The organism is Streptomyces sp. NPDC058001, assembly GCF_042886315.1.
Classification (GTDB): domain Bacteria; phylum Actinomycetota; class Actinomycetes; order Streptomycetales; family Streptomycetaceae; genus Streptomyces.
Map to the genome: position 1 here is coordinate 17,968 of NZ_JBHVQT010000029.1, position 20,668 is coordinate 38,635.

Consider the following 20,668-nt stretch of genomic DNA (forward strand, 5'->3'; position numbering starts at 1 on the left):
GCGTAGCGTCGAAGTCACCGACGGACCACCAGCCGGAGAGGCGGGGCCGCATGCGTGCACACACCGACTCCACCATCCCGGCCCCGGAGGGCCGCGGCCTCCAGCCGCCCGCCTACGGCGTTCCCTCCCCGGCCCTGCTGGCCCGCGCGGACCGGGGCTTCGCCCGGTTCCTCGGTCAGCACGGCGAGGACCAGGACGAAAGGGCCGACGGTGAGGACACCCGCACGAAGACGCCCCAGTAGCGAGGCCCGCCCATGCACACCAGCAGCCACACGGCCCTGTATGACCCCACCGGCCTGATCGAGGCGGAACTCCCGCTCGACCGTGAACCGTACGAGAGCCTCGTCAAGGCCGTCCTCGCGTGGACCGGCGAGGACACACTCGCGACACGCGACTACGAGCAGATCGGCCTCCAGCTGACCGGCCACGCCCGCGCGGTCGCCGCCGACGTCCGGCGCCGCGCAGGCCAACTACCCAAGGAAAGCGGGCCCCGGGCGCTCGCCGCCGTCGTCCTGCGCGAGGCGGAAGGCCAGCTGTCCGCGACGCTGGAGGGCACCATGCGCTGCGTCCAGAACCGAGCCCGCCTGGTCCGCGCCCTCTACGAACGGCTGGACCGACTGGAGGCCGCGCTCGCCCCGGAGACGGCTGCACCGACCGTCGGCTGACCCGCGTCCCGGGCCGACGGCCGCGCGGAAGGGTACAAGTACCGGTATGGCGCCAGAGCGGATCCGATGGCCAGCGGTCGTCAACCGGGCCCGGGAGATCGTGGACAGCTACGAGGGCGCCCAGGCCGCCGAGCCGCCCGCAATCCCCGGCGGCCGGGGCCCGGCCGTCAGCCGCGCGTCGCTTCAAACCGACCTGGTGGCCGCCGAGGCCCGCACCGCCCGCCTCGCGGCCCAGGTCCGCCGCCTTGAAGCCTGCCTCAGCGAAGTGCTTGGTGAGCAGGTCTGGCGGGAGTCCGGCATCGGCGGTCCCGACGACACGGAACAGCTCAAGGCGCAAATCACCGCCCTAGAACAGCAGGTTGTCGATCTGGAGCCCAAGCTCCAGGACCGCGACGACGACCTCGCCGCGGCCCGCGCCGCCAACCGCGAGCTCATGGCCCAGCTCAACCGATCCACACCGCCGGGGCCGCTCGAGTAGAGAACTGATGCCGCCGCAGTTGACCGAGTTCATCACGGCAACACCGTCGCGGTCGTCTCCGTCCTCAACTCCCCGATCCGCGAGGCGTGAACACCGGCGCAGGCCGTGACATGGGTTGACCGTCTCCTCAAGGCCCCACCGGCACACGCGGTCCCGGCAATCGTGGCGCGCCCCACAGCCCGACGACACAGAGGCCGACGAGGCACAGTCCGATGATCCGCCGCGGTGTTTCCACCTCCGAACACGCCTCACCCCCGTCGCCGGGTCGCGCGTCCTCGTCTGCACCGGGCGCGAACGCCGTCCCACAGTCAAGCCTCACGCTGGTCACCAGCTTGAAGGGGCCATCGACACCAGCGAGGTCACTCCCGAGGAGCAGCGTCCGATCGGTGGTACGCCAGGAGTGCACGACCCTGACGTCGTACGGTCGGCCCTCGTCATCGACGTAGTACAACGCCGTGCGCGGAATCAGGAGCAGCCAGATGGCGACCATGAGCGCGGTCATCGAAAACAGCCGCACCCACAGTCGTAGTCGCGGGATGGATGCCGCAGCCGCCAGGACACGGTGCCCCAGCCCGAGCAGTGTGCGGACGAAACGACCCGTGTGGCGGCGGTGCCATACGAAGACAGGCGCATGTTGCTCCTCGGCGCCATGTGACGTCTCCATGCCGCTCCGGAACCGAGCGGCCAGCGGAACGCCGACGGCGATCAACACCACCATCACCAGGACAGGCCCGGGACCGAACAACCTGGCCATCCCGGCGGCGACATCGCGCTCCGGGGCATCGGACAGGCACACATAGCCGTCCATCGAGCAACTCGCCGCGACGGTCTGCAGGAACACCGCCCATGTCCAGACCATGGCGATCAGCCATCCGCCGACCACGCACGCGGACGGAACGGCCAGCTTCAGGAATCGGGGCATCCGCTCCGCGCGCGGGTCGCCCCGGAACCACTGGGCGCCGAGTACCGTGAGCCAGCCGCACAGCAGCAGCGTGGCGCCGAGCAGCGCGACCAGCACGGACGGCGCCATGGGGAATCCGGACATCCGGGAGTCGGAGATCCTGGTGTACAGGGCAAGCCAGCTGCCGGTGACCATCCCGGCAGCCACCAGCGCCGCAGTGGCCGCCGACCGGGCGAGCCCTGCGGTCCCCGCGTACCACTGGTGACGCCACAGCGTGAACCCGACGAACAGCGTCAGCCCCGCCCCCGCGATCGCCTCGCACACGATCATCGCGCTCAGGTTCGGGGAGAGACGCAACTGCATGTCTAGGAGCGTCGGCAGCAGCACACCGGCGACGGTCGAGCCCAGGAACACCCGTCCCCGTGAGGACGCCAGCACCCGGCCCGGTGCCTCGGCCACGCCCACCCGTTCCGTGTCCATTGGGTGATGACGCAGCCACGACCGCAGCTTCCCCGTGCCGTCCTTGTTCGCCCCGCTGGTCTCGCTGTGCAGCGCGGCGAGCAGTCCCTCCCGGTCGGTCAGCCCAGCATGCAGGTCGGCATGGTGCTCGCGGATCCGCAGATACGCGCGGGCGATCAATTCGCCGAGCACGGTGAGCAGCACGACCCGGACCACGGCGGCGAACAGCTGCCAGGGTGAGACGTTGTGGCCCAGCGCGTCGAGCGTCGCGCCGTACACCATGAAGGCCCCGGTGTACAGGTTCGACAGGCGCAGCACTCTCAGCCAGAAGTACGTATGGTGGTCCGCGCCTTGCAGGTGCGCGAGCTCATGTCGGACCACGGCCTCGAAGATCTGGCGTCCGCGTTCGCCCTTCTCGCGCAGGGCCAGCAGTTCCGGCCCGAGCATCATGAGGGGGTGGCTCCCCAAGGTGGTCACGTATGCCCCGGACCTCAGCCGCGGATCCACCATCACGCTCGGCTCCTTGCTCAGTCCGGCCTCCTGGACCAGCCGCTGGACCGCTTCGATGGCGCCATGGAAGGGAGCCTCAGCCAGCGGTGTCGAACGCCGCCACCGACGTCGGTTGATGTGCATCCCGGTTAAGAACCCGGGCAACAGCACACTCATCAGATATCCGAATATGCTGCCGATCTCCTGCGTGGAGGTCATCAACAGGGCGAAGAACAGGTCCTGGGTCAGCACGGTGACCACGAGCAGACCCAGCATCAGGGAGAGGTCGGAGGGGAACTCCCGGATGTCGAGCGTCGCGGGACGGCAGGGAGAGGTACTGCTCACCGCTCCGGCTCCTGGCCCTCGCCGGGCCTCAGCAGCGCCAGTTCCCCGACGACGGCATCAGCCAGGACCTCCGCTTGGTCCTCCCGCATCCCGAGCCCCTGTGCCTTGGCCCGTACCGACGCGCGAACGGCGGTAAGTTGCTCGGTGCTCAGCGCCTCGACGGGCACTTCCACGTTCTCGAGCTCGCGCCGCCGCAAGGAGCACGGCAGCCGGTCGAGCAGTCTCTCCGTCAGGTGCATGCTGCGGTTCTTGATCTCCTCGGTGGTGCCTGCCGCAAGCGCGGTCAACGCTCCGCCGCTGACCAGCATGACCACCGGGGTGACGGCGCCGGTGATCTCGTCGAGACCGCTGCCCAGTGGTGTGTCACGGAGCTTGGTCGCGCGGGTGCGGGATCGTGCGAGCAGCGAGAAGGCCGGCAGTTCGTCGGGGGCTATTCGGGCCACCACGCGTCGGGCGAAGTCGTGAGGCGAGACGAGAAGGGTGTCGGCCCGTTCGTTCGATAGACTGTCGGAATTCCGCGGCACAGGCATTCCTCTCGCCGCTCAATTAGGCAATGGTCCCAATCTCGTACCACAAGGCCGCAGTTGATCGCAAAGCACATGGCCAGCGTTCATCGAACACCGGTGGGCACGGCACCACTGTTCGAAAAACGCACTGAATGTTCTCCGTGCGCCCGTGCACCACAGGTGTTGCACCCGTTATGGTCGTTCCGACCGCTCCTGAGCTGCGTGAAGTCGAACCGCTCGCTCGCGGAGCCCTGGAGAAACCTGGGCGACTTTGACTGCTCGGGCGAGGACATCGAGCGGGACTGGGTGGCGCGCACAGGCTGCTGGAGCCGGACGGAGCGGGTTCTGCTGACCTACGACCAGGTCCGCGCCTACGAGCTGCCCGCGACCGAGGGCAAGCGCGGCGACCCGAGGTGGCCGGCCTTCGCCCGCCGCTACGGCTTCGACCCCCGCCGCCCGGTGCAGTGGGAGGTGGGGGCGCTGGAGCCGGCCGAACTCCAGCGCCTGGGCCTCGCCGCCGCCGACCCGTACATCGACCGCAACGTCCTCGCCCGGCAGGTCGCCCGCGAGGAAGCTCAGCGCCGCGCCCCCTTCGAGGAGTTCGTCGGCCGGTGGGGTGCGGCGCCCGAGGGACCGTCCTAGCGCTGTACGGGGGCCTGCGCGGCTTGGGCGAAGTGCAGCACGACGGCCTTGGCCTCGGCGGCGAGTTCGTCCGACAGGTCACTGCCGCGCGGGTGGCTGGGGTGGTTCTTCACCCAGATCATGGAGAACTTGATGATCTGGTCGATGTCGCTGGGACACAGCAGGATCGCGTCGCCGGTGTGGAGCGGCTCGGGCTCACGGTGCTGCCACAGCCGGTAGAAGCGGCCCTCGACGTCGTTGAATCCGAGGTGCCGGTCACCATGCGGGTTGATCAGGTGGGTGGTGAAGGGCAGATCGTTCGGGCCCGGCTGCCAGGGCTGCTCCGGCTGGCTCAACTGTCCTCCGTCGATACGCGGTGATCACAACGGTGCCGAGTGTGTCAGCGCCGGGCGGGAGCGGTCCGGGCTTCGGGCCACTTCGCTCGCCCGGGGGCCGACGGGTCAACGGCGGCGCCCGACCGTGCCGCGGACGAGGACGTAGGGAGTCACGCAGAAGGCGGCGACGTTGCAGGCGACGAGTAGGGTGTCGGTCCTCCCTCCAGTTACGACATCCAGATTGCTCTGACGTGCTGTGCTTAGAGTTGGCAGAGGAGATCTTGGCACTACTGCTGAGCTGGGGTGGTATGCGTGTCTCGATCAACCGTGCCGATGAGCAAGGTATCTGACCTGTGGTGCTGTACTTAGCCGAATAATGTCGCAACTAGGGCCTGTGTGGAGTTGTGATCAAGGCTGTGGTCCGAGGTGTCGGATCCAGAGGAGGCCGGTGCATAGTTCAAGCCCGGCCTGGTAGCTTTCAGGCTTTTGTCGTAGCGGACGGCGAGGCCGCGCCAGTCCTTGATCTTGTTGATGGTGCGTTCGGCACTGTTGCGGAGCTTGTACAGCTGCTTGTCCCAGGTGACGGGCCGTCCGCCGCGTGAGCCGCGGTTCCTGCGGTGGGCGGCCTGATCCCTCTTCTCGGGGATGACCGCTTTGATCCCACGTTTGCGCAGGTGGGAACGGTTCTGGCGAGACGGGTACGCCTTATCGCCCGCGACTGCGCCGGGCCGTGTGCGGGGCCTGCCGACCGGGCCGGGGACACGGATCTTGTTCAGGACGGGGATGAACTGCGGACTGTCCCCGGCCTGCCCCGCAGTGATCTTGAGCGAGAGGGGCAGGCATTGCCGCACACAGGACAAATGCGTCCTGGTGGTCAGTCCGCCGCGGGAACGTCCCAGGCCGGCGGCGGCGAGTCGGGCCTTGCGGCGACGCCTCACGCGTCGTCGTTCTTCCCGCTCCGGGTCCAGTTGCCCGTCTTGTTCCTCGCTGGTGCCCCTTTTTCCGCGGCGGCCTTCTCCAACGCGTCCAGGGTCTCGGGCTCCACGATCATCCCCGCAGCATCATGATGGGCCCGGGCAGTGGTCGGGTCCACGCTGACCAGCGACAAGTCCACCAGGCCCCGCTTCGCCGCCTCGGCGATCGCGCCCTGGAACACCGCGGTGAACACCCGGGCATCCCGCCACTGCCGAAACCGGCCGCAGACGGTGGACCAGTGCCCGAATCGCTCGGGCAACTCCCGCCATTTCGCCCCGTTCCTGAACCGCCACACGACGCCCTCGAAGTGCGCCCGCAGGTTCTCCGGGTACGGCCCGTACTCACCGACCGGCAGGAACGGGGAGATGAACTCCCACTCGGCATCCGAAAGTTGAGGTCGAGACACCCCACCCTTCCACCCCAAGTGCCCGACCCTCCCGAGAGGGTCGGGACCCCACGAGATCACAACTCCACACAGGCCCTAGGCCGCAGCCTCCTCGGTGTTGGTGGTGAGTCCGGCGCGGCACTGTGAATCCTGGACGACGCCCTGTCCGTCGCCGATTGAAAGGACCCTGGCCAAGGCACGACTGCCATCGGCGATGCCGCCTTCCGGCTCATCGGCGGTGGCTTCCACCGGCCCGGGTCTTTGTCGCGCTTCTGTCGGTTGCTACCAGCCGATACGGCGATGAGCTGCGAGTGGGTCAGGTCGTTGGCGAACTCTCTCCTCTTGGCCTTGGTCCAGGCCCAGGCGCCACTGTTCCATCCCTCTTTCGGTGGCACGATGTGACCGAGCAGTGGACAGTGAGCGACCGTCCCTGACCACCCGGTTCGGAACAGTACGGGTGCACACACGGCAGAGTGGCGCTCGCCTCGATGCTCGACACCAGCGGATGAGCCCATAACTTCACGCTCCCCGTCGCCTTCGGGCGGCGGGGCCTTTCGTTATGCCCCGGGGTCACACGCCCAGCGGCGTCGCCCCGTGTGCCTCGGCGATGGCGTCGATACGGGTTGCGAGATCGAAGTCGGCCGCGGTGAGCCTGTTTCCAGCGTCGTGCGTGGTGATCCCGAACCGCACGCGATCCCAGCGCAGGTCGATGTCCGCGTGATGGCCGATCAGCCGCTCGACGTCGGCGACGTGCACGATCATTGCGACGCCGCCGTGGTATCGGATCCCGAACGTGCGAGTGATCTCGTCCCCGTCACGGCTCCAGCCCGGAGCCTCCCGCAGGGCCACTTCGACCTCATCCTCGGTCAGCGGCACCGGATTCTCCGCCACGCTCAGCTCCCCTCGGTCACGGGCTCCAGGATCTCAGCGAGATCCCGGCCGACCGGGGCATCCTGCCACGGTCGCATCGCCCGCTGAAGAGTGACCAACTCCCGCCGCATCCGGGCGGACCGGGTCTCGATCGCGATATCAGCGACCGTGCGCGCGATCTCCAGGGCGTGGCCGGGTTCGCCCGCCCCGGCCGCCGCTGTGGCGTGCCGGGCGAGGTACACCCCTCGGTCCCGGCGCGCGGACTCCGGGACGATGTCGAGCACCTGGTTCCACAGGGAGACGGCCTCGGCACCGAGCCCGAGCCGCCCGTAGCAGGTGGCCCGCTGCACCTCCAGGTAGCCAGGTGTCCGGCGGCAGGCGTTGCCCCACGGCAGGTCGTCATCGACCCGGGCGAGCAGCCCGTCGGCCTGGTCGATGAGGTGGTCCACCGCCGTGCGGTCACCGATGAGGCTCGCGCCGTGCGCCTGCTGCTGGAGGGACATCACCCGTACCTTCGGCGCGAGCCGGGCGGCGCCGTTCAGCGCGGCCTCGCACAGGTCCACGACTGCGGGCCCGTCGCCCAAGTCGGTGCGGACCTGGGCCTGGTTGACGAGGGAATAGCCGATCAGGTGCGGGTCCCTGGACCGCATCGCTATCTCCTGTGTGACGCCCCGCCAGAAGGACGCGCCATCCATGTCTCCGGCGTCCTGGTACAGCCACCCGACGAGTGCAGCGTAGGCGGCGCCGACGCACAGCAGGCCGCGCCGGGTCTCACCCTTCGCCGAACGGATCAGCTTATCGATGAGCTGGTACTGCGCGGACACAGTGCCGATCAGGTCGTGGGGTCCGAGAAACATGTCCGCGCGATAGTGCCCTTCGAGTTGCTGTTGGAAGTAGTCGATGAGGGCGGGGTCGACATGCTGCGGGGCCACCGGTCCCGCGACCAGCGCAGCGGCGGTGACGGACGTGAGGGCTCTGCGGTGCACGTCGGCCTCTTGATGGTGCTCAGGCCGGATCCAGCCCGGCGGCGTGGTGAATCCGAGGTCTTCGGGCCAGCGGCCGAGTGCATCGTGGATGACGAGCGCGGTCTCCTCTGAGGGCCATCCCGGGCGGTCACCTTCCCAGCGGCGCCAGGTCCGCGCCGACACGGTGAACTGACGGTCATCGAGGAGGTGTTGTCCGTGCGCGGTGAGCCTGGCGGCTGCCTGTTCCAAGGTGCGCCAGCCCACGCGTAGCCGTGCGGCCCTCAGAGCGTCGTTGCGGCCCATGTGTCCAGTGTGAGGTGTCATCGTCCGCGCTCCCGGCCATGGCCGCTACGTGGCCATGCGTGGCCACATCGTGGCCTAGTTCCTGTCCGACGTGCGGACCCATCATCCACCTGTGACTACGGGAAGTGCACAAGACGCTACAACTGCTGAGGCCCCGCTACTGACTGACCCGCTTGCCATGTGGGTGCGGGACCGGCCTTGGTGCGAGCGGTTGGTGGTGGCCGCGTTCATCGAGGAGGAGGAGCTGCTGGCGAGCGACTGGGTCCGTGACCTCCTGGTTGACGAGCATGACGACGGTGTCGTCTTGTGTGATTGGTTGGAGTTCGAGGCGCGGTACACACGCGTCCCGGGCCTGACGCCGGCGGACATGGCGTTTCTCGCTCTGATCGTCGCCATTCGCTTCCCCTGCACTGTCTCGCTGTGGAACCTGGAGAAGCTGGACGCCCGGCGCGCCGGGATCGTGCTCCGGGCGCTCGCGGCGGTGGCCGGGGTCGACACGATCGCTGCCGGAGCCCGGTCATGACCGCGCCCGGCGGCTGCCGCGACGACAGGTCCGCAACCTCGCCGCTCGACACCACGGTGATGCTCGCCCTCGCCGACGCGGTCCTCTGCGAGGCGGCAGACTCACCCACACGGCGCGAACTCGACATTCTCCGGGCCCAGTTGCGGGGCGCCCTGATGCAGCTCGTCCCCGCCGTGGAGGACGCGGCGCGCGCCTCGCATCACGCCGGACTGCCCGTACGCGCCATCCTGTGCGTCGGTGAGACCCGCGGGCGCCTCGGTCTGACGCCTGGTCCGTCCCTGTCGAGCGAAGTGAAATTGACGCAGTCCCTCGCCCGCTCCGTCCGGGCTCTCACCGGTCACCTGGAGCAGCTGCGCACCGGGAGCAGTCGCCGCGCAGCCGAAGCGTGGCACCCGCCAAAGGGCATCACCGTCCAGCTCGTCAATGCGGGACGCTACTGGGACGCCGTCCGTGTGCCCCAGTCCATCGGCGAGCCCGTCCGCGCACGTCTCCGGGAAGCGTCCGGCGCCATCATCCACGACGGCTACGCCCGCGCGATGTACTGGCTTGTCCTTCCGGACGCGGTCACCGCCTGGAGCACGCTTTCCCAGCACGTCCAGGTACTGGGCGAGGGCACCTACGTCGCCGTGCCGCCCGTGCACTGGACCGACCGGCCCGGCCTGGAGTGGATGCAGCCGCCCACGCCCACCCGCTACCTCACCGACGCGGGCCTGCTCACGGCCGCCCTGGACACCGAGCTCGGCCCGCGCTGACCACACCCCCTGATCACCCGCCCGGTCGGCCCGCCCCGCGTACACGGAAGGCACCACCCCACCATGACCACACAACCCGTCCTCGTCCCCTTGGGCCCGGTCCCCGTCGCGGACATGCGGGAGCTGGCCGACCGAGTCCGCGCGCTATTCGTTGTCGAGGACCGCCGCAGCGCGGTGTTACCCCTCGGTGGCGGGTTGTTGTTCGATGTCGTCGTGACGATGGGCGGCGTCTTTACCGACGACATCGCCAGTGCGCTTAACGAGTGGCAGCCGCACGGCTGCGGACCAGTCCTCGCCGACGTCGGCTCCCACGGTGCGTACTGGCTGGTCCCACCCGGCACCGCTGGCCGCTGGGAGCCGCATTCCGTCGGAATGTGCGTCACCGCGCCCGCCACGATCATCCTGCCACCGCTTTACACCAATCGGCCGGCCTCCCACACGGGTACTGGCTGCGCGGCTTCCACCTCAGCGGCCACCTCGTCGGCCCGCGCATGCTGCGCCGTGCGCTCAACGCACACCAGACGCCCCCGATCGAGCCCGCCTCGCTCGGCCCTCTGCTGGACACGCCCGCCTGACCACCCGAACGCGCTGCCGAGGAATAATCCCATGACCCCCACCCCGCCGGTCCGCCTTGCGCTCACCTCCAACCTGAGGGCGGCCCGACGATGAGCAGATCAGGAAGTACGCCGGAGAATGCTGCCGCTCTCGACGTGACCGCCGCCGGGCTGCTCGGGTCCGGTGGAGCAGGGCGTGACGCACAGCAGTTGGAGGGCACGGGGCTGGTGGCCTGCCGAGAACGGGAGTTAGCGGTCTCCCACTGGCTGCTCGGAGCCGCCGACGACACGGAGACTGCCCGTGCCCAGTGGCGAGAACAGGGGATTGCGCTTCTGGGCTGCGGCGGCATCCTCTCCGCCGTCCGCATTCCCGCGCCCCTGGTATGGGCGGCGGCCGACGCGGAGGACTTGGAGACTGCGGACGGCTTCCTTCGCCGCTGGTTCGACGGTGGAGCCGTGTTCATGGACCTCCACTCCCACCTGTACTACGTCCTCGTGCCCGGGTTTGCCACCTGGAGGTGGAGTGACCGGGAATTCCCCGGAGTCGGATGCCTCGGCCGGGACCACTTCCTGGGCGTCCCCGAGCCCCAGCTCACAAGGCCGCGCGGGCGTGCGTACTGGTCTGTCCCCATGGACTCCCCGGCAGAACTCACCTACCTGGACGAGGTGGTGGAACTGGTCCGCCGGGGCAGAGCCGCCCAAGGCGGGGGCTACAGGCGTTCAGCGGAGGACGGGTAATGCGAACCCCACACCCTGCCGCTCCGCTCGACGGGAGTGCCCGGCGTCGAGATCGGCTCTCCCGGCACACATCGCCTGCCGTACAGCCAAAGACGCCGACGTCGCGCGGGTTCGAGGTGGCCGTAACGCCGGAGCGGGTTCACGTCGCCCGGATACGGCGCATCACCGTCGCACACCTGCGGCTGTGGGCCTTATCCGACGCCCTGGCGGAAGACGTGCGGCTCGTCGTCTCTGAACTGGTCACCAATGCAGTCGAGCACGGCAAGGGGACTGTGAGCCTGCGGGTGCGGCATACTCCCAGCCTGCTTCGCATCGAGGTCACAGATGAGAGCCCGGCGCCGGCCCAGCTTCAGAGCGCGGACGGCGAGGACTTGAGCGGTCGAGGGCTGTTCCTCGTAGCTGCTGTCTCTTCGGACTGGGGTGTCAGCCGCGACGGTAGGACCATCTGGGCCGATTTCCGTATCCCTGCGGGGAGGCCCTGATGGTCGCCTCCGGCCAAGCCGCCACTGCCGAACGGCTGGAGCGTCAGCTCGCTTTTCTCCTGTCCCGCTCGCTCGCCGCCGACGGGATCAGCGACGACCTGATCGACATGCTCAACGAGGTGCTTGCCGACCGGCCCGGTCGGGCCGCCCGCAGCCGGACGTTCGATGGGCTGTTGGATCGCCTGGTGTTCCTCGTCCGCCGACGTCGGCCCTCCACGGTCATGCCGCTGAGCGGCGCGGACGCGGCGAGGATCAACGACCGGTTCGGCCGGGCCACCCGCCAGCTCCTTCAAGTCGTCCCGCACCGGGTCACGATGTATCCCACCGAGGAAGTGGGCCTGTTGCTTGCCCTGCGGGATGAGACGCCGGCGCCGGATGCGGCACTGCCGTACCTGCGCCGCTATGCCCTGGCCATCGTCGGGCTCCTGGACCTGATGGGAGACGACGAATGACGCCTCTCCTCGCGCAGACCGGGCCGGTGCCCCTTCCAGCCCCGTCTTACGCCGCCTCCGACCAGACACCGAGGAGTTCAGCAGTGACCACCACACCCGCCGCGACGGCCCTGTCGCCGCGCGAGCGGCAGGTACTTGTGGGCCTGGCGGCCGGCAGGACACTGGCCGTGATCGCTGCGGACCTTGGTCTTGGCGCAGGCACGGTCGGGGGCTATCTGAAGCTGGCGAAGGAGAAGTTGCGCGGGCGGGAAATCACCTCTGCCATTGCCCGTGGCTACGCCACGGAGGCCATCCCCGGCCCGCCGCTGCTCGACCCCAAGCGGGTGATCCTGCCGCGCGGTCAGCGTGAACTCGTCCTCCTCATCACAACGGGAATGCACGCGCCGCAGATTGCCGCGGAGCTTCATCTGCCACTCGCCAACGTACGCGACGACGTGCGTGAACTCCTGACCAGCGTCAATGCCCTCAACCGGGCTCACCTGATCACCCGCGCCTGGCAGTACCAGATCCTCACCAAGGAGCTGGTGTGCAAATGGCTTCCCTGACCCCCGCCAGGCCCGATAGGGCCGGGATCGCGGGCGATCGGACCTGCGCTTCACCGCGACCCATTCCAACGAGTAGGCCGCCATCTCCCCAGCCACGGACTGGGGGCCTCCTCCCGGCCGTGAGGAGACCGGAGGAAACGGCGCCTTGGCGCCCCGGCTGTGCTCTGTGGGGGAGCAGCAGCCGGCCCCCACAACCGTCCGCCCACTGACCGCGCGAGACGCCTCCGCCCGGCGACGGGCGGGTGATCAGGCGTCCGGGCTGGAACAGCCGATTTCCCAACCCGTCACGTTGGGCGCGACGGGGATACCGGAAGAACTGAACCCATACGCCGCCGCATTGCCCCCGCCCGGTGGCCCGGATGACGCCGGCCGCGCTACCGGGCAGGCACAACAGCGGGCGAGGCGGCGTCCGGCCACTCGCGGCAGGTTGAACTCCGCGCCGCTTTCTGGACTTTGGAAGGAAGCCGTTGACTACCTCTGACGACGACACGGGGATCATGGACACGCTGGTGGTGTTCGAGTTCCCGATCATGCACAGCCTGAGCGAGGCGCAGATCCGGGGAGCTGCCTGTGTGTGGTGCTCCTCGTCGCTTGCCCCGGGAGAAGGTGTCGGCTTCGGAGGCTTCACCGATTGGCGGCCTCATACCTGTGCTCCCTGCAAGCTGCTTCGCGGCGCGGTGCTGACCACGTACGAGGCGTGGGACGCGCACCAGCATGGCTGCGTTTCCTGCCAGTTTGCTGCCTGCTTGGGCGACCCGCTGTGTGCTCAGGCCGACGGCCACCGGACGGCCCTCCTGGAGGCTCGCACCGCGGCCGGTAAGCCGCTCCCCACCTGTGCCGCCTGCAAGCAGGAGATCCGGGTCATCGAGGAGGCGTTCGTGCCGCTGGCCTGGTTCGGCGAGAGTGGTCCGTACCGGTCCTTCCTTCACGCCGGAGGATGCACCTTCGTCGGCCCCATCACCGTCCACCGCGGCGGCGCCGACGGAGGTAGCTGATCCGAGTCCGCGTCCCAGGCCACCGCACCCGCAGCCTGGCCCCAGCGCCGCAAGTGAACTTGTGCCGGGAGGGATGCGACGACATCACTCGGGGTCGCTTCCACGGCCACGGCGAAGCCGCGATTGCCCAGTTCATCAATCGCCGCGCAACCGAGAGGAAGAACGTCGCGCATGTGCCCGCACACACCGCCTTGTCCCGCGGCTTCACAGCCGAATCACGAAGCAGCCAAGCACAGGTTCCGCGACCACGTCATGGGCTGGACGCTGCTGTGCAACGTCGTCCTGCTCTTCGAGGTTATGTCGATCTCGGATGTTCATCGCCGTTCTGACCTGAGGATTTGCGGGCCGGACATGTCTTCCGCGCGGCTCGTGCAGAGGGACGGCATGAGGCCAGAGAGCAGAAGCGCCTGGTGCTGTTTCCGAAGTGCGCACGATCCGCGAGGAAGCACTGCTGGGCGGTCACAGCTCGCTGCCTCGGGCGAGGCCCCCTGGCGTGTTGTCGAGTCAGGCAGCTTCCCAGGCGTCGCTGCTGCACGACACCTCGAAGCCCCACCACCCCTCGTCCTGTCCTCGGATCAGCAGCGACTTGATCTCCCTCAAATCAGCACTGGGCGGCACGTTGAGGGCGACAAGCGGGAGTTCCGCGCTGTATGCCTCGCCACCGAGGTTGTAGGGAGTGAAGAGGTCGTGCACGGCTCGGGCGTTAGGGCCGAGAGGCCCCTTCGCGGCTGGCAGAACGCGAACTGTGTAGTTGCCCGACCATTCCACGAGCTCTGTCACCCAGTGGAGCCCATCGTCACCGGCAACGAAGCGCACGACATCATCCTGGGCTACCCCCTCGACCAGGAACGGGACGTTGTCCACCCGAGCGGTGTCCGGGGAAAGGACAGTGGCCCACAGCCCCTCGGTGTCGTAAGGGAGCCAGCCCTCACGCGGCACGAATCGGAACCAGACCTTGATGCGGTTACCGACAGCTATGTCCGGTCGCGTGGGTGTTGGCGAAGTCATGATCGACATGATCGCGTACTCGGCCGGGAGCATGAGCACCGGCTGCACCCGCAGCTCACCGTTGATGTGACGGACCGCGCCCCATGGCGAAGGGATCACCGTACCCGTGGCGCTTGGTCACGTTGCTGGTTTGTCAGGTGGCCACCGTTCGAATTCGGCGGATCTCGCCGTGGGCGGTCTCCAGTTTCCTGGTGAGGTCAGCGACCTGGTCGCGGAGCTGCCGGTTGCGCTCCAGCACCGCAGCCTCTGCACTGCGAACGACACACCACACCCCAGGCCGACACGGACAGGCCAACAGAACCCGTCCATGTAGCACCGAAAGGCCCCTTCATGGCAGCGAGTTGGACATCAAAGACACCCACAAGGCTGATCGGCATAGTCGAGGACACCGGTGAGTTGCTGCCCGACGGCACCGTCGTGGTCCCGCGCCGTCCCGTCGTGGTCCCGCGCCGTCCCGTCGTGGTCCCGCGCCGTCCCGTCGTGGTCCCGCGCCGTCCCGTCGTGGTCCCGCGCCGTCCCGTCGTGGCGCTGGGAGCAGCCGCATGAACACGATGGAGCCGAGGGTGGTCCCCTACATCACCGCTCGCGAGGAAGAAGAGGCCGACTCCTTCCATTCCCTTGTACGGAGTCATCGGGACGCGCCTTGCGTTCACCGGCCACGATGTAGCCCGGCTGGACGAAAACCCCCGGCTCTCATCCGCGGCGGTGTCCCGGAGTGTCTGGGACCGATGGATGGACGGAGATATCCAGGGCACTCCGGAGGCCGACACGTGCAAGGTCCTGGAGCATCTCCGAGAATCCGCCGACGTCTTGTTCGGCCCTCCACGCCCCTCCCCATCCCCGCATAACCGAAGGGAGGCGCTGTCGCCCCATCGCGACGCGATGACGTCCTTGCGACTGGCCGACCGACAGCTCGGGGGCGGCCACGTCTACGGCTCTCTCCTGTTCTACCTACGTAGCGAGATCGCCACCAGCCTCATCGGGCTCGGGAGTGTCCGGGGTGCGGAGGCGTTCCGCGACGCTGCGGTGCTTGGCTTTGTGTACTTCCAGTAGCAGCGTTTGTTGGTGAGTCCAGGAGGCGTCTGGCGTGTGGGCGCGTCAGGAACGTTGACGAGAATTGACGTTGTTCCGGAGGGGGATGGGCCGTCGGGAGTCGCTCTCCAGCTGACCGGTGTGAACGTGCTGCGTCTACTACAGTGCGGTGTGGGCCGTGACTGGCGCTGAGGTGGAGCACCACCGGGGAGCGGCCTGACGAGACGTCGTTGCCGTGCGCCTGGGCGAGTGGTCAGCAACGCCTGGAGGCAACGATGTCCGCGACTCAGACGGCCCAGCTCATGGACGGCACCGGCCTCGCCAAACGCATCATCGAAGAGGCTGCTGCCAAGGCGGCAGAGATTTCACGGCATGGGGGGACCAGCCCCTGTCTGACGACGGTGCTGGTGGGAGAGGACCCCGCGTCGGTCACGTATGTCCGCATGAAGCGGGCGCGGTGCGCTAAGGCAGGCATCCAGTCCCGGCACATCGGTTTGCCCGCCACCACCACGACCGCCGAGCTGATCGCCACCCTGACTGGCCTGTCCGGCGATCCGGGCGTGCACGGCATCTTGCTCCAGCATCCTTGCGGCCCGCACATCGACGAGCGAGCCGCGTTCGAGGCCATCGCTCCGGAGAAGGATGTCGACGGGGTCACGATGCATTCGTTCGCCGCGATGAGTTTCGCGCTGCCGGGCTTTGTGTCCTGCACTCCGGGCGGAATCATGCGACTGCTGGAGGCGTACGACGTCGACCTCGCCGGAAAGCACGCCGTCGTGGTGGGTCGCAGCGCGATTCTCGGCAAGCCGGCCGGGATGCTGCTGCTCGCCAAAAACGCAACGGTGACGTACTGCCACTCCCGCACGACGGACCTGTCGGCGATCATCCGGGAAGCAGACGTCGTGGTAGCGGCCGTGGGACGGCCTCGCCTCATCCGGGGTGAGGACGTCAAGCCCGGCGCGGTGGTGATCGACGCCGGATACAACCCAGGCAACGTCGGCGACGTGGACTTCGACACCGCCCGCACCCGCGCCCGTCTGATCACTCCGGTGCCTGGCGGCGTTGGGCCGATGACCATCGCCATCCTGCTTGCCCAGACCGTGGACGCCGCCGCGAACCAGCTCGGGATCCAGCACTACTGACCTCGTGACCAGCAGATCCTTGGCATCAAGCCAAAATGCTCCCTGCTCAGCCTGGGAGACCTCGTATCGGGCTGGCTGGCGGTTCGTTCTGATAGCGGCTCGCCGCCCGTGAGGGCGGTGAGCCGCTATGGACGCGGGTCCGCAGAGTGTCAGCTGGCCTTGGCGGGTGCTTCGGCTCGTGCTCGGGTGCTGGCCAGGCGGTAGGAGTCGGTGCCGGTCTCGATGATGGGGTGCCGTTGAAGGTGAGGCGGTCGACGATGGCCGCGCAGAGACATGGGTCGGTGAAGGTCTTGGTCCAGCCGCCGAAGGACTCGTTGGAGGCGATGGCGACGCTGTTCTTCTCTTCACGCTCGGTGAGAACCTGGAAGAGGAGTTCGGCGCCGTGGCGGTCGAGTTCCATGTATCCGAGCGGGGCGGCGTCCGTCCCGGCGAGGAGAGGGACGCCCGCCCGGTGCAGCGCCCGCAGCGCGCCGACGGCGTTGGCGTAGTGGCCGGGATGTGCGCAGCGGGCGGTCTGGGGGTGTCGGGCGGTGAGCGCCTCGAAGTACGCGAGCGTGGTGACGACGAAGACACCCTGGGCACGGACCCGCTCGGCCAACCGCCGCGAGGCCGGGGCCTTGGGCGACAGGTCGGCCCACACGTGGGCGAGGCCGTCCACACCGGCGTCGAGCGCGATGTTCACCTCGGCGGCGGTGATCGTGTGGGCGATGACCCGCAGGCCGACATCGTGCGCCGCCGCGGTGAGGGCGGTGGCGACCACCGGGGTCATGGCCGGGAGGTCGGCGCCGTGCACCGTGCCGTCGTCAATGACGATCTTGAGGTAGTCGGCGCCTTCGTCGAGCCGGGCCTTGACGAAGGCCGGGGCCTGCGTGGGATGGGTGACGAAACCGATCTGCGTTACATCGCTCGGGTCGAGGACGGTGCCGATCAGAGCGGCCAGCAGCTGCGTCGGGTGCCCGCCGGGTGCTGTGGCCACGGTGCCGGCGCTGCGCAGGTCGGCCACGTCGTCGTGGTGGTCCGCGAGCCGCCGGTGCCGCGCCAGCGGCCGCGGCATGCAGAACATGTCGAGCTCGGTGGTCACCCCGTACCGCAGCGCCTCAGCCAGACTGCCGTCGAACGTGTGCGTGTGGGCATCGATCAACCCCGGCAGCAGCGTTCCACCCCGCCCGTCGACTTCAACGTCGGCCGCTCCGGCCGCACCGGCGCCGACCGCGGCAATGAGACCGTCCTCCAGCATCACGTCCGTCGCGACGATGGTGCGCTCACCGTCGAACACGCGGGCGCCGTGAATCCGTGTACGCATCGAAGTCCTCCTGTGCGTGTCGAGGAGGCCCTTCCTCCCCGGACACCACCACAGATGGGAGGTCGGGCGCCTGCTGTGACATCGGCGGGCGCGATCGTGATGCGGCTCACAATCGGGCCGTCTGCGTCACACTCACGGCGTGACGGCTCTCTTCGGTCCGGCAGATGAGGAGCCACATATGACACCCGCCCCACCACCGCACCCGACGGCCGACGCCGTCACCGACCAGTTCCTTGGCCATCGCGAGCTGCTGCTCTCGGTGATCTACAACATGCTCGGCAGCGTCGCCGAGACCGAAGACGCGCTCCAGGAGGTGTGGCTGGCCTGGTCCGCCCGGCACCGCAAGCCGGACGCCGAGCCCGTCCACAACGCCCGGGCCTATCTCGTCCGCATCGCGGTGAATCGCGCTCTCGCCCGCCGCGCGGACATGAGCCGCAGGCGGGAGACCTACATCGGCTCCTGGCTGCCTGAACCCCTGGTGACGGCCGAAAGCGATGTCACGGACGGTACCGAGCGTGCCGAGGCGCTTTCCATGGCCGTGCTGGTTGTGCTGGAGACCCTGTCGCCACTGGAACGCGCCGTGTTCGTGCTGCACGAGGTGTTCGGGTTCGCCCACCCGGAGATCGCCCGCATCCTGGACCGCTCGCCGACGGCGGTGCGCCAGACCGCCACCCGTGCGCGCCGGCATGTCCACATGCGCCACCCCCGCCACCAGCCCGAGCCGGCCCTGCACGCCCAGGTCACCGAGCGGTTCGCCGCGGCCGCGCTCGGCGGCGATCTCCGCGCGCTTCTGGAGGTCCTGGCACCCGAGGTGACGCTCTGGACCGACGGCGGCGGCAGCGGACCCGCGGTCAGCCTGCGTCCCGTCCACGGCCGCGACCAGGTCGCCGCGGTATTCATGGCGGTCGCCCGGGCGCTGCCTCCGGAGGGACTGGACATCCACTATCGGCGGGTGGCTCAAGACCCTTGTGCGCTCGTCTTCTCCGGCGGCAGTCCGCTCGCTGTCGTGATCGTTGATCTCACTCCCGGCGGAGACCGGATCGCCGGCGTATTCTCCGTCACCAACCCGAACAAACTCTCCGGCGTGCGGCCTTGTCGTCGGGGATCGGGGCTGCCTGTAGTCGACGAACGCTGGTGACGACGGCGTCCAGAGCTGTGTGGACGTCCTCGGTCCCGGCGCTCATGCCGGAGCGGCGAGCCGTTGCTTCCCGCGCACATCGAACGAGGCCCTGCCCAGAGGCATCCCGGACGCTTCGGGCTTCGTGGTGCTGCCCCGCAAGTGGGTGGTGGAGCGGACGTTCGGGTGGTTGATGCGCTCGCGCCGCCTGGCACGCGACTACGAGAGGAGGCCCAACACGTCCGAGGCGATGGTGCTGTGGCCAATGACCATGGTCATGAGCCGCCGCCTCGCGAAGCGGCAACGCTGAAGGAGCCCGGGGTGTCCTCGACGAGCCAGCCCCGCACGGCCAGGCGCTCAGCCTTGGACCGCACCCCTTCGATCTTCGCTGGAACCAGTTCGAGGCCCAACGAGTCAGCGAGTTGCCGGCAGATCGCCGGACCGCTCACGATCGGCCAGGACGTGCATGATCCGCTGATGGTCCGGCGACAACACCGAAACGTCCAGCCCCTCCCGCCGCACCGGCACCGCTGAATGGGGCGCCGCCGGTTCCGGCGCAATCGGCCGGGCACCACCGGAAACTTCCACGTCATTGAGATCGCCGGACCCGGACAGCACCTGGCTCACCGTCTCCTTCGCGATCACAAGACGATTCCGCGCCGCTTCCGCCTCCTCCAGCTCGGTAACGAGCCGGTCCAGCTCTCTGACGCAGGCGACCGTTCGGGTTTGTCTGTCCGAGCGGCCGCTCAGATGTTGGGTGTTGCCGGAGTGGTGGGTGTCGCGCCCTGGCGGGGGTTGCGCAGTGGTGATCGGTTCGGCGCGGCGCGGCGGTCTGCTCGTCGCGGGGTGGGCTCGGGGCGTGTGCACAATCCGGTTGCCTGCACGGCAACACCAGGTGCTCATCGGTATCGCGACCGGCTTCACCGACGCGGAGATTGCCGGCCGCCTGTGCGTGGCTCACGACAGCGTGAGGACGGCGAGGACGCAGTTGTTCAGCACTCTTGGAGCAGCCACCCGCGGCCACGGCGTCGCTCGCGGTGGCACTTCAAGGTCCTGGGCGTTCCCCAGGCCCCGCATCGGCTCTCACGGGGAGTGGATTATTGGACTTTGACGTTTCCGGATGGGCTCAGGGGCGGCAAGTTGACCGCGGTGATCACGGCGGCCCGTGCCGTGTTGCCAGAGCGCCAGACCGTGGGGCAACAGTCCCGAGCATTCGCGGTCGTGCCCGTTGTGGTCGGCCCGACCACGACCCCCGACCACGGCCCCCGGCCACTGCGGATCGGGTGAAGCGTTGCCGCCCCGGACCGCGGTGGATCGGGTGGAGCGTTGCGGCATTGTGGCTGGTGGTGGGGGTTGGTGGTCGGGTGTCTGGTCGGGGGGTTGAGGGTGGGGTGTTTCGTTGGGTCTGTCGCTGTTCTTCGCTGCCGTGCTCATGCGTAGGTCAGCGACGCTTGTGCTGGCGGCGTTCGTTTTCGGCTGGGGGGCCGGGTGGGACGGGGTGTGTTCCTGCAGGCTGATGTGTGACGGCTGCGGGGGCTGCGTTCCGGCCCTGATGCCCGGATGTGCGGGGCGCTGTGCGCAGTTGTGCCGCTGTGTCCGGCTCTTGCTGGTCGGCCCGGTCACGACTTCGACGACGGCATCGGAACTGATGTGTTGCCTGATTGTGGCCGGTGGTGGGGGCTGGTGGTCGTCCGGCTGGTCGGGGGGTGGGGGTGGGGTGTCTCCATG

At 68.6% G+C, this 20,668-nt stretch carries 23 protein-coding genes, 4 pseudogenes and 1 riboswitch; of the genes and pseudogenes, 17 read left to right on the forward strand and 10 right to left on the reverse strand.

Features of this window, described 5'->3' with window-relative positions; translation table 11 throughout:
• Positions 1-50 precede the first annotated feature (50 nt).
• From ACFVT5_RS42755 to ACFVT5_RS42765, 3 genes are all read left to right on the forward strand, one after another.
• The gene (locus ACFVT5_RS42755; RefSeq protein WP_389899641.1) at positions 51-242 is read left to right on the forward strand and encodes a hypothetical protein; all 192 of its coding nucleotides are present in this window, start codon (positions 51-53) and stop codon (positions 240-242) included.
• 12 nt (positions 243-254) lie between these two features.
• On the forward strand, positions 255-665 hold the full coding sequence (locus ACFVT5_RS42760; RefSeq protein ID WP_389899642.1) for a DUF6415 family natural product biosynthesis protein: 411 nt from the start codon (positions 255-257) through the stop codon (positions 663-665).
• 100 nt (positions 666-765) lie between these two features.
• Positions 766-1,143: a hypothetical protein gene (locus ACFVT5_RS42765; RefSeq protein ID WP_389899643.1), complete on the forward strand. Its 378-nt coding sequence runs from the start codon at positions 766-768 to the stop codon at positions 1,141-1,143.
• 127 nt (positions 1,144-1,270) lie between these two features.
• Here ACFVT5_RS42765 and ACFVT5_RS42770 read toward each other — a convergent pair whose 3' ends face one another.
• Both ACFVT5_RS42770 and ACFVT5_RS42775 read right to left on the reverse strand, forming a co-directional pair.
• Positions 1,271-3,337, reverse strand: a complete 2,067-nt coding sequence (locus ACFVT5_RS42770; protein ID WP_389899644.1) for a M48 family metalloprotease — start codon at positions 3,335-3,337, stop codon at positions 1,271-1,273.
• Positions 3,334-3,861, reverse strand: a complete 528-nt coding sequence (locus tag ACFVT5_RS42775; RefSeq protein ID WP_389899645.1) for a hypothetical protein — start codon at positions 3,859-3,861, stop codon at positions 3,334-3,336. Before ACFVT5_RS42775 ends, ACFVT5_RS42770 begins: the two co-directional genes overlap by 4 nt.
• 204 nt (positions 3,862-4,065) lie before the next feature.
• On the opposite strand from ACFVT5_RS42775, the gene ACFVT5_RS42780 reads away from it, so the two are divergent.
• Positions 4,066-4,485: a hypothetical protein gene (locus ACFVT5_RS42780; protein WP_389899646.1), complete on the forward strand. Its 420-nt coding sequence runs from the start codon at positions 4,066-4,068 to the stop codon at positions 4,483-4,485.
• Here the strand turns inward: ACFVT5_RS42780 and ACFVT5_RS42785 are convergent.
• The 5 genes and pseudogenes from ACFVT5_RS42785 to ACFVT5_RS42805 form a co-directional block, all read right to left on the reverse strand.
• Complete coding sequence (locus tag ACFVT5_RS42785) at positions 4,482-4,820, reverse strand: hypothetical protein (protein WP_389899647.1); 339 nt, start codon at positions 4,818-4,820, stop codon at positions 4,482-4,484. The two genes, ACFVT5_RS42780 and ACFVT5_RS42785, sit on opposite strands and share 4 nt — an antisense overlap.
• Positions 4,821-5,207: 387 nt before the next feature.
• A pseudogene (locus tag ACFVT5_RS42790) lies at positions 5,208-6,180 on the reverse strand (IS5 family transposase).
• Positions 6,181-6,255: 75 nt separating this feature from the next.
• Positions 6,256-6,408: a hypothetical protein gene (locus ACFVT5_RS42795; protein WP_389899648.1), complete on the reverse strand. Its 153-nt coding sequence runs from the start codon at positions 6,406-6,408 to the stop codon at positions 6,256-6,258.
• A gap of 321 nt (positions 6,409-6,729) precedes the next feature.
• Positions 6,730-7,050, reverse strand: coding sequence for a 4a-hydroxytetrahydrobiopterin dehydratase (locus ACFVT5_RS42800; RefSeq protein ID WP_389899649.1), 321 nt, complete (start codon positions 7,048-7,050; stop codon positions 6,730-6,732).
• Between the two features lie 2 nt (positions 7,051-7,052).
• Positions 7,053-8,297 (reverse strand): Twin-arginine translocation pathway signal, encoded by a 1,245-nt coding sequence (locus ACFVT5_RS42805; RefSeq protein WP_389899650.1) that lies wholly within the window; start codon positions 8,295-8,297, stop codon positions 7,053-7,055.
• Positions 8,298-8,514: 217 nt separating this feature from the next.
• Between ACFVT5_RS42805 and ACFVT5_RS42810 the strand changes: the two genes are divergently transcribed.
• The 8 genes and pseudogenes from ACFVT5_RS42810 to ACFVT5_RS42845 all read left to right on the forward strand — a co-directional run.
• Positions 8,515-8,820 carry a hypothetical protein gene (locus tag ACFVT5_RS42810; RefSeq protein WP_389899652.1) on the forward strand — a complete coding sequence of 102 codons (306 nt, stop codon included), beginning with the start codon at positions 8,515-8,517 and terminating at the stop codon, positions 8,818-8,820.
• Positions 8,817-9,572: a DUF6415 family natural product biosynthesis protein gene (locus tag ACFVT5_RS42815; RefSeq protein ID WP_389899653.1), complete on the forward strand. Its 756-nt coding sequence runs from the start codon at positions 8,817-8,819 to the stop codon at positions 9,570-9,572. The genes ACFVT5_RS42810 and ACFVT5_RS42815 overlap by 4 nt, the downstream gene beginning before the upstream one ends.
• A 665-nt stretch (positions 9,573-10,237) precedes the next feature.
• Positions 10,238-10,864, forward strand: a complete 627-nt coding sequence (locus ACFVT5_RS42820; protein ID WP_389899655.1) for a hypothetical protein — start codon at positions 10,238-10,240, stop codon at positions 10,862-10,864.
• Positions 10,864-11,346 (forward strand): ATP-binding protein, encoded by a 483-nt coding sequence (locus ACFVT5_RS42825; RefSeq protein ID WP_389899657.1) that lies wholly within the window; start codon positions 10,864-10,866, stop codon positions 11,344-11,346. Before ACFVT5_RS42820 ends, ACFVT5_RS42825 begins: the two co-directional genes overlap by 1 nt.
• Positions 11,346-11,798 (forward strand): hypothetical protein, encoded by a 453-nt coding sequence (locus ACFVT5_RS42830; protein WP_389899658.1) that lies wholly within the window; start codon positions 11,346-11,348, stop codon positions 11,796-11,798. The genes ACFVT5_RS42825 and ACFVT5_RS42830 overlap by 1 nt, the downstream gene beginning before the upstream one ends.
• 83 nt (positions 11,799-11,881) lie before the next feature.
• Complete coding sequence (locus tag ACFVT5_RS42835) at positions 11,882-12,343, forward strand: LuxR C-terminal-related transcriptional regulator (protein ID WP_389899660.1); 462 nt, start codon at positions 11,882-11,884, stop codon at positions 12,341-12,343.
• Positions 12,344-12,810: 467 nt separating this feature from the next.
• Positions 12,811-13,338, forward strand: a complete 528-nt coding sequence (locus ACFVT5_RS42840) for a hypothetical protein (protein ID WP_389899661.1) — start codon at positions 12,811-12,813, stop codon at positions 13,336-13,338.
• Positions 13,339-13,509: 171 nt separating this feature from the next.
• A pseudogene (locus ACFVT5_RS42845) lies at positions 13,510-13,620 on the forward strand (DUF5999 family protein); the annotation flags it as partial.
• Between the two features lie 222 nt (positions 13,621-13,842).
• Here the strand turns inward: ACFVT5_RS42845 and ACFVT5_RS42850 are convergent.
• The gene (locus tag ACFVT5_RS42850) at positions 13,843-14,346 is read right to left on the reverse strand and encodes a DUF4265 domain-containing protein (RefSeq protein WP_389899670.1); all 504 of its coding nucleotides are present in this window, start codon (positions 14,344-14,346) and stop codon (positions 13,843-13,845) included.
• 330 nt (positions 14,347-14,676) lie between these two features.
• Here ACFVT5_RS42850 and ACFVT5_RS42855 point away from each other — a divergent pair, with 330 nt between their 5' ends.
• From ACFVT5_RS42855 to ACFVT5_RS42865, 3 genes are all read left to right on the forward strand, one after another.
• Entirely contained in the window at positions 14,677-14,892 is a 216-nt protein-coding gene (locus ACFVT5_RS42855) for a hypothetical protein (RefSeq protein ID WP_389899663.1), read from the forward strand.
• Positions 14,893-15,228: 336 nt separating this feature from the next.
• Positions 15,229-15,399 (forward strand): hypothetical protein, encoded by a 171-nt coding sequence (locus tag ACFVT5_RS42860; protein WP_389899664.1) that lies wholly within the window; start codon positions 15,229-15,231, stop codon positions 15,397-15,399.
• Between the two features lie 147 nt (positions 15,400-15,546).
• A riboswitch (ZMP/ZTP riboswitch) is annotated at positions 15,547-15,632 on the forward strand.
• Positions 15,633-15,653: 21 nt separating this feature from the next.
• On the forward strand, positions 15,654-16,520 hold the full coding sequence (locus tag ACFVT5_RS42865; protein ID WP_389899672.1) for a bifunctional 5,10-methylenetetrahydrofolate dehydrogenase/5,10-methenyltetrahydrofolate cyclohydrolase: 867 nt from the start codon (positions 15,654-15,656) through the stop codon (positions 16,518-16,520).
• Between the two features lie 149 nt (positions 16,521-16,669).
• Here ACFVT5_RS42865 and ACFVT5_RS42870 read toward each other — a convergent pair.
• A pseudogene (locus tag ACFVT5_RS42870) lies at positions 16,670-16,929 on the reverse strand (ATP-binding protein); the annotation flags it as partial.
• A 1,072-nt stretch (positions 16,930-18,001) separates the two neighbouring features.
• Here ACFVT5_RS42870 and ACFVT5_RS42875 point away from each other — a divergent pair.
• On the forward strand, positions 18,002-18,961 hold the full coding sequence (locus ACFVT5_RS42875; protein ID WP_389899665.1) for a sigma-70 family RNA polymerase sigma factor: 960 nt from the start codon (positions 18,002-18,004) through the stop codon (positions 18,959-18,961).
• 112 nt (positions 18,962-19,073) lie between these two features.
• Positions 19,074-19,250: pseudogene (locus ACFVT5_RS42880) on the forward strand (transposase); the annotation flags it as partial.
• Positions 19,251-19,354: 104 nt separating this feature from the next.
• On the opposite strand, the gene ACFVT5_RS42885 reads toward ACFVT5_RS42880, so the two are convergent.
• Positions 19,355-19,864, reverse strand: coding sequence for a hypothetical protein (locus tag ACFVT5_RS42885; protein WP_389899667.1), 510 nt, complete (start codon positions 19,862-19,864; stop codon positions 19,355-19,357).
• Between the last annotated feature and the right edge of the window lie 804 nt (positions 19,865-20,668).

Bases quoted from the DNA above. Each gene is read 5' to 3' on its own strand.
- ACFVT5_RS42825 (WP_389899657.1), top strand. From the start codon at position 10,864: ATGCGAACCCCACACCCTGCCGCTCCGCTCGACGGGAGTGCCCGGCGT.
- ACFVT5_RS42855 (WP_389899663.1), top strand. From the start codon at position 14,677: ATGGCAGCGAGTTGGACATCAAAGACACCCACAAGGCTGATCGGCATA.
- ACFVT5_RS42830 (WP_389899658.1), top strand. From the start codon at position 11,346: ATGGTCGCCTCCGGCCAAGCCGCCACTGCCGAACGGCTGGAGCGTCAG.
- ACFVT5_RS42875 (WP_389899665.1), top strand. From the start codon at position 18,002: ATGACACCCGCCCCACCACCGCACCCGACGGCCGACGCCGTCACCGAC.
- ACFVT5_RS42755 (WP_389899641.1), top strand. From the start codon at position 51: ATGCGTGCACACACCGACTCCACCATCCCGGCCCCGGAGGGCCGCGGC.
- ACFVT5_RS42760 (WP_389899642.1), top strand. From the start codon at position 255: ATGCACACCAGCAGCCACACGGCCCTGTATGACCCCACCGGCCTGATC.
- ACFVT5_RS42805 (WP_389899650.1), bottom strand. From the start codon at position 8,297: ATGGGCCGCAACGACGCTCTGAGGGCCGCACGGCTACGCGTGGGCTGG.
- ACFVT5_RS42850 (WP_389899670.1), bottom strand. From the start codon at position 14,346: ATGACTTCGCCAACACCCACGCGACCGGACATAGCTGTCGGTAACCGC.
- ACFVT5_RS42865 (WP_389899672.1), top strand. From the start codon at position 15,654: ATGTCCGCGACTCAGACGGCCCAGCTCATGGACGGCACCGGCCTCGCC.
- ACFVT5_RS42815 (WP_389899653.1), top strand. From the start codon at position 8,817: ATGACCGCGCCCGGCGGCTGCCGCGACGACAGGTCCGCAACCTCGCCG.
- ACFVT5_RS42820 (WP_389899655.1), top strand. From the start codon at position 10,238: ATGAGCAGATCAGGAAGTACGCCGGAGAATGCTGCCGCTCTCGACGTG.
- ACFVT5_RS42860 (WP_389899664.1), top strand. From the start codon at position 15,229: ATGACGTCCTTGCGACTGGCCGACCGACAGCTCGGGGGCGGCCACGTC.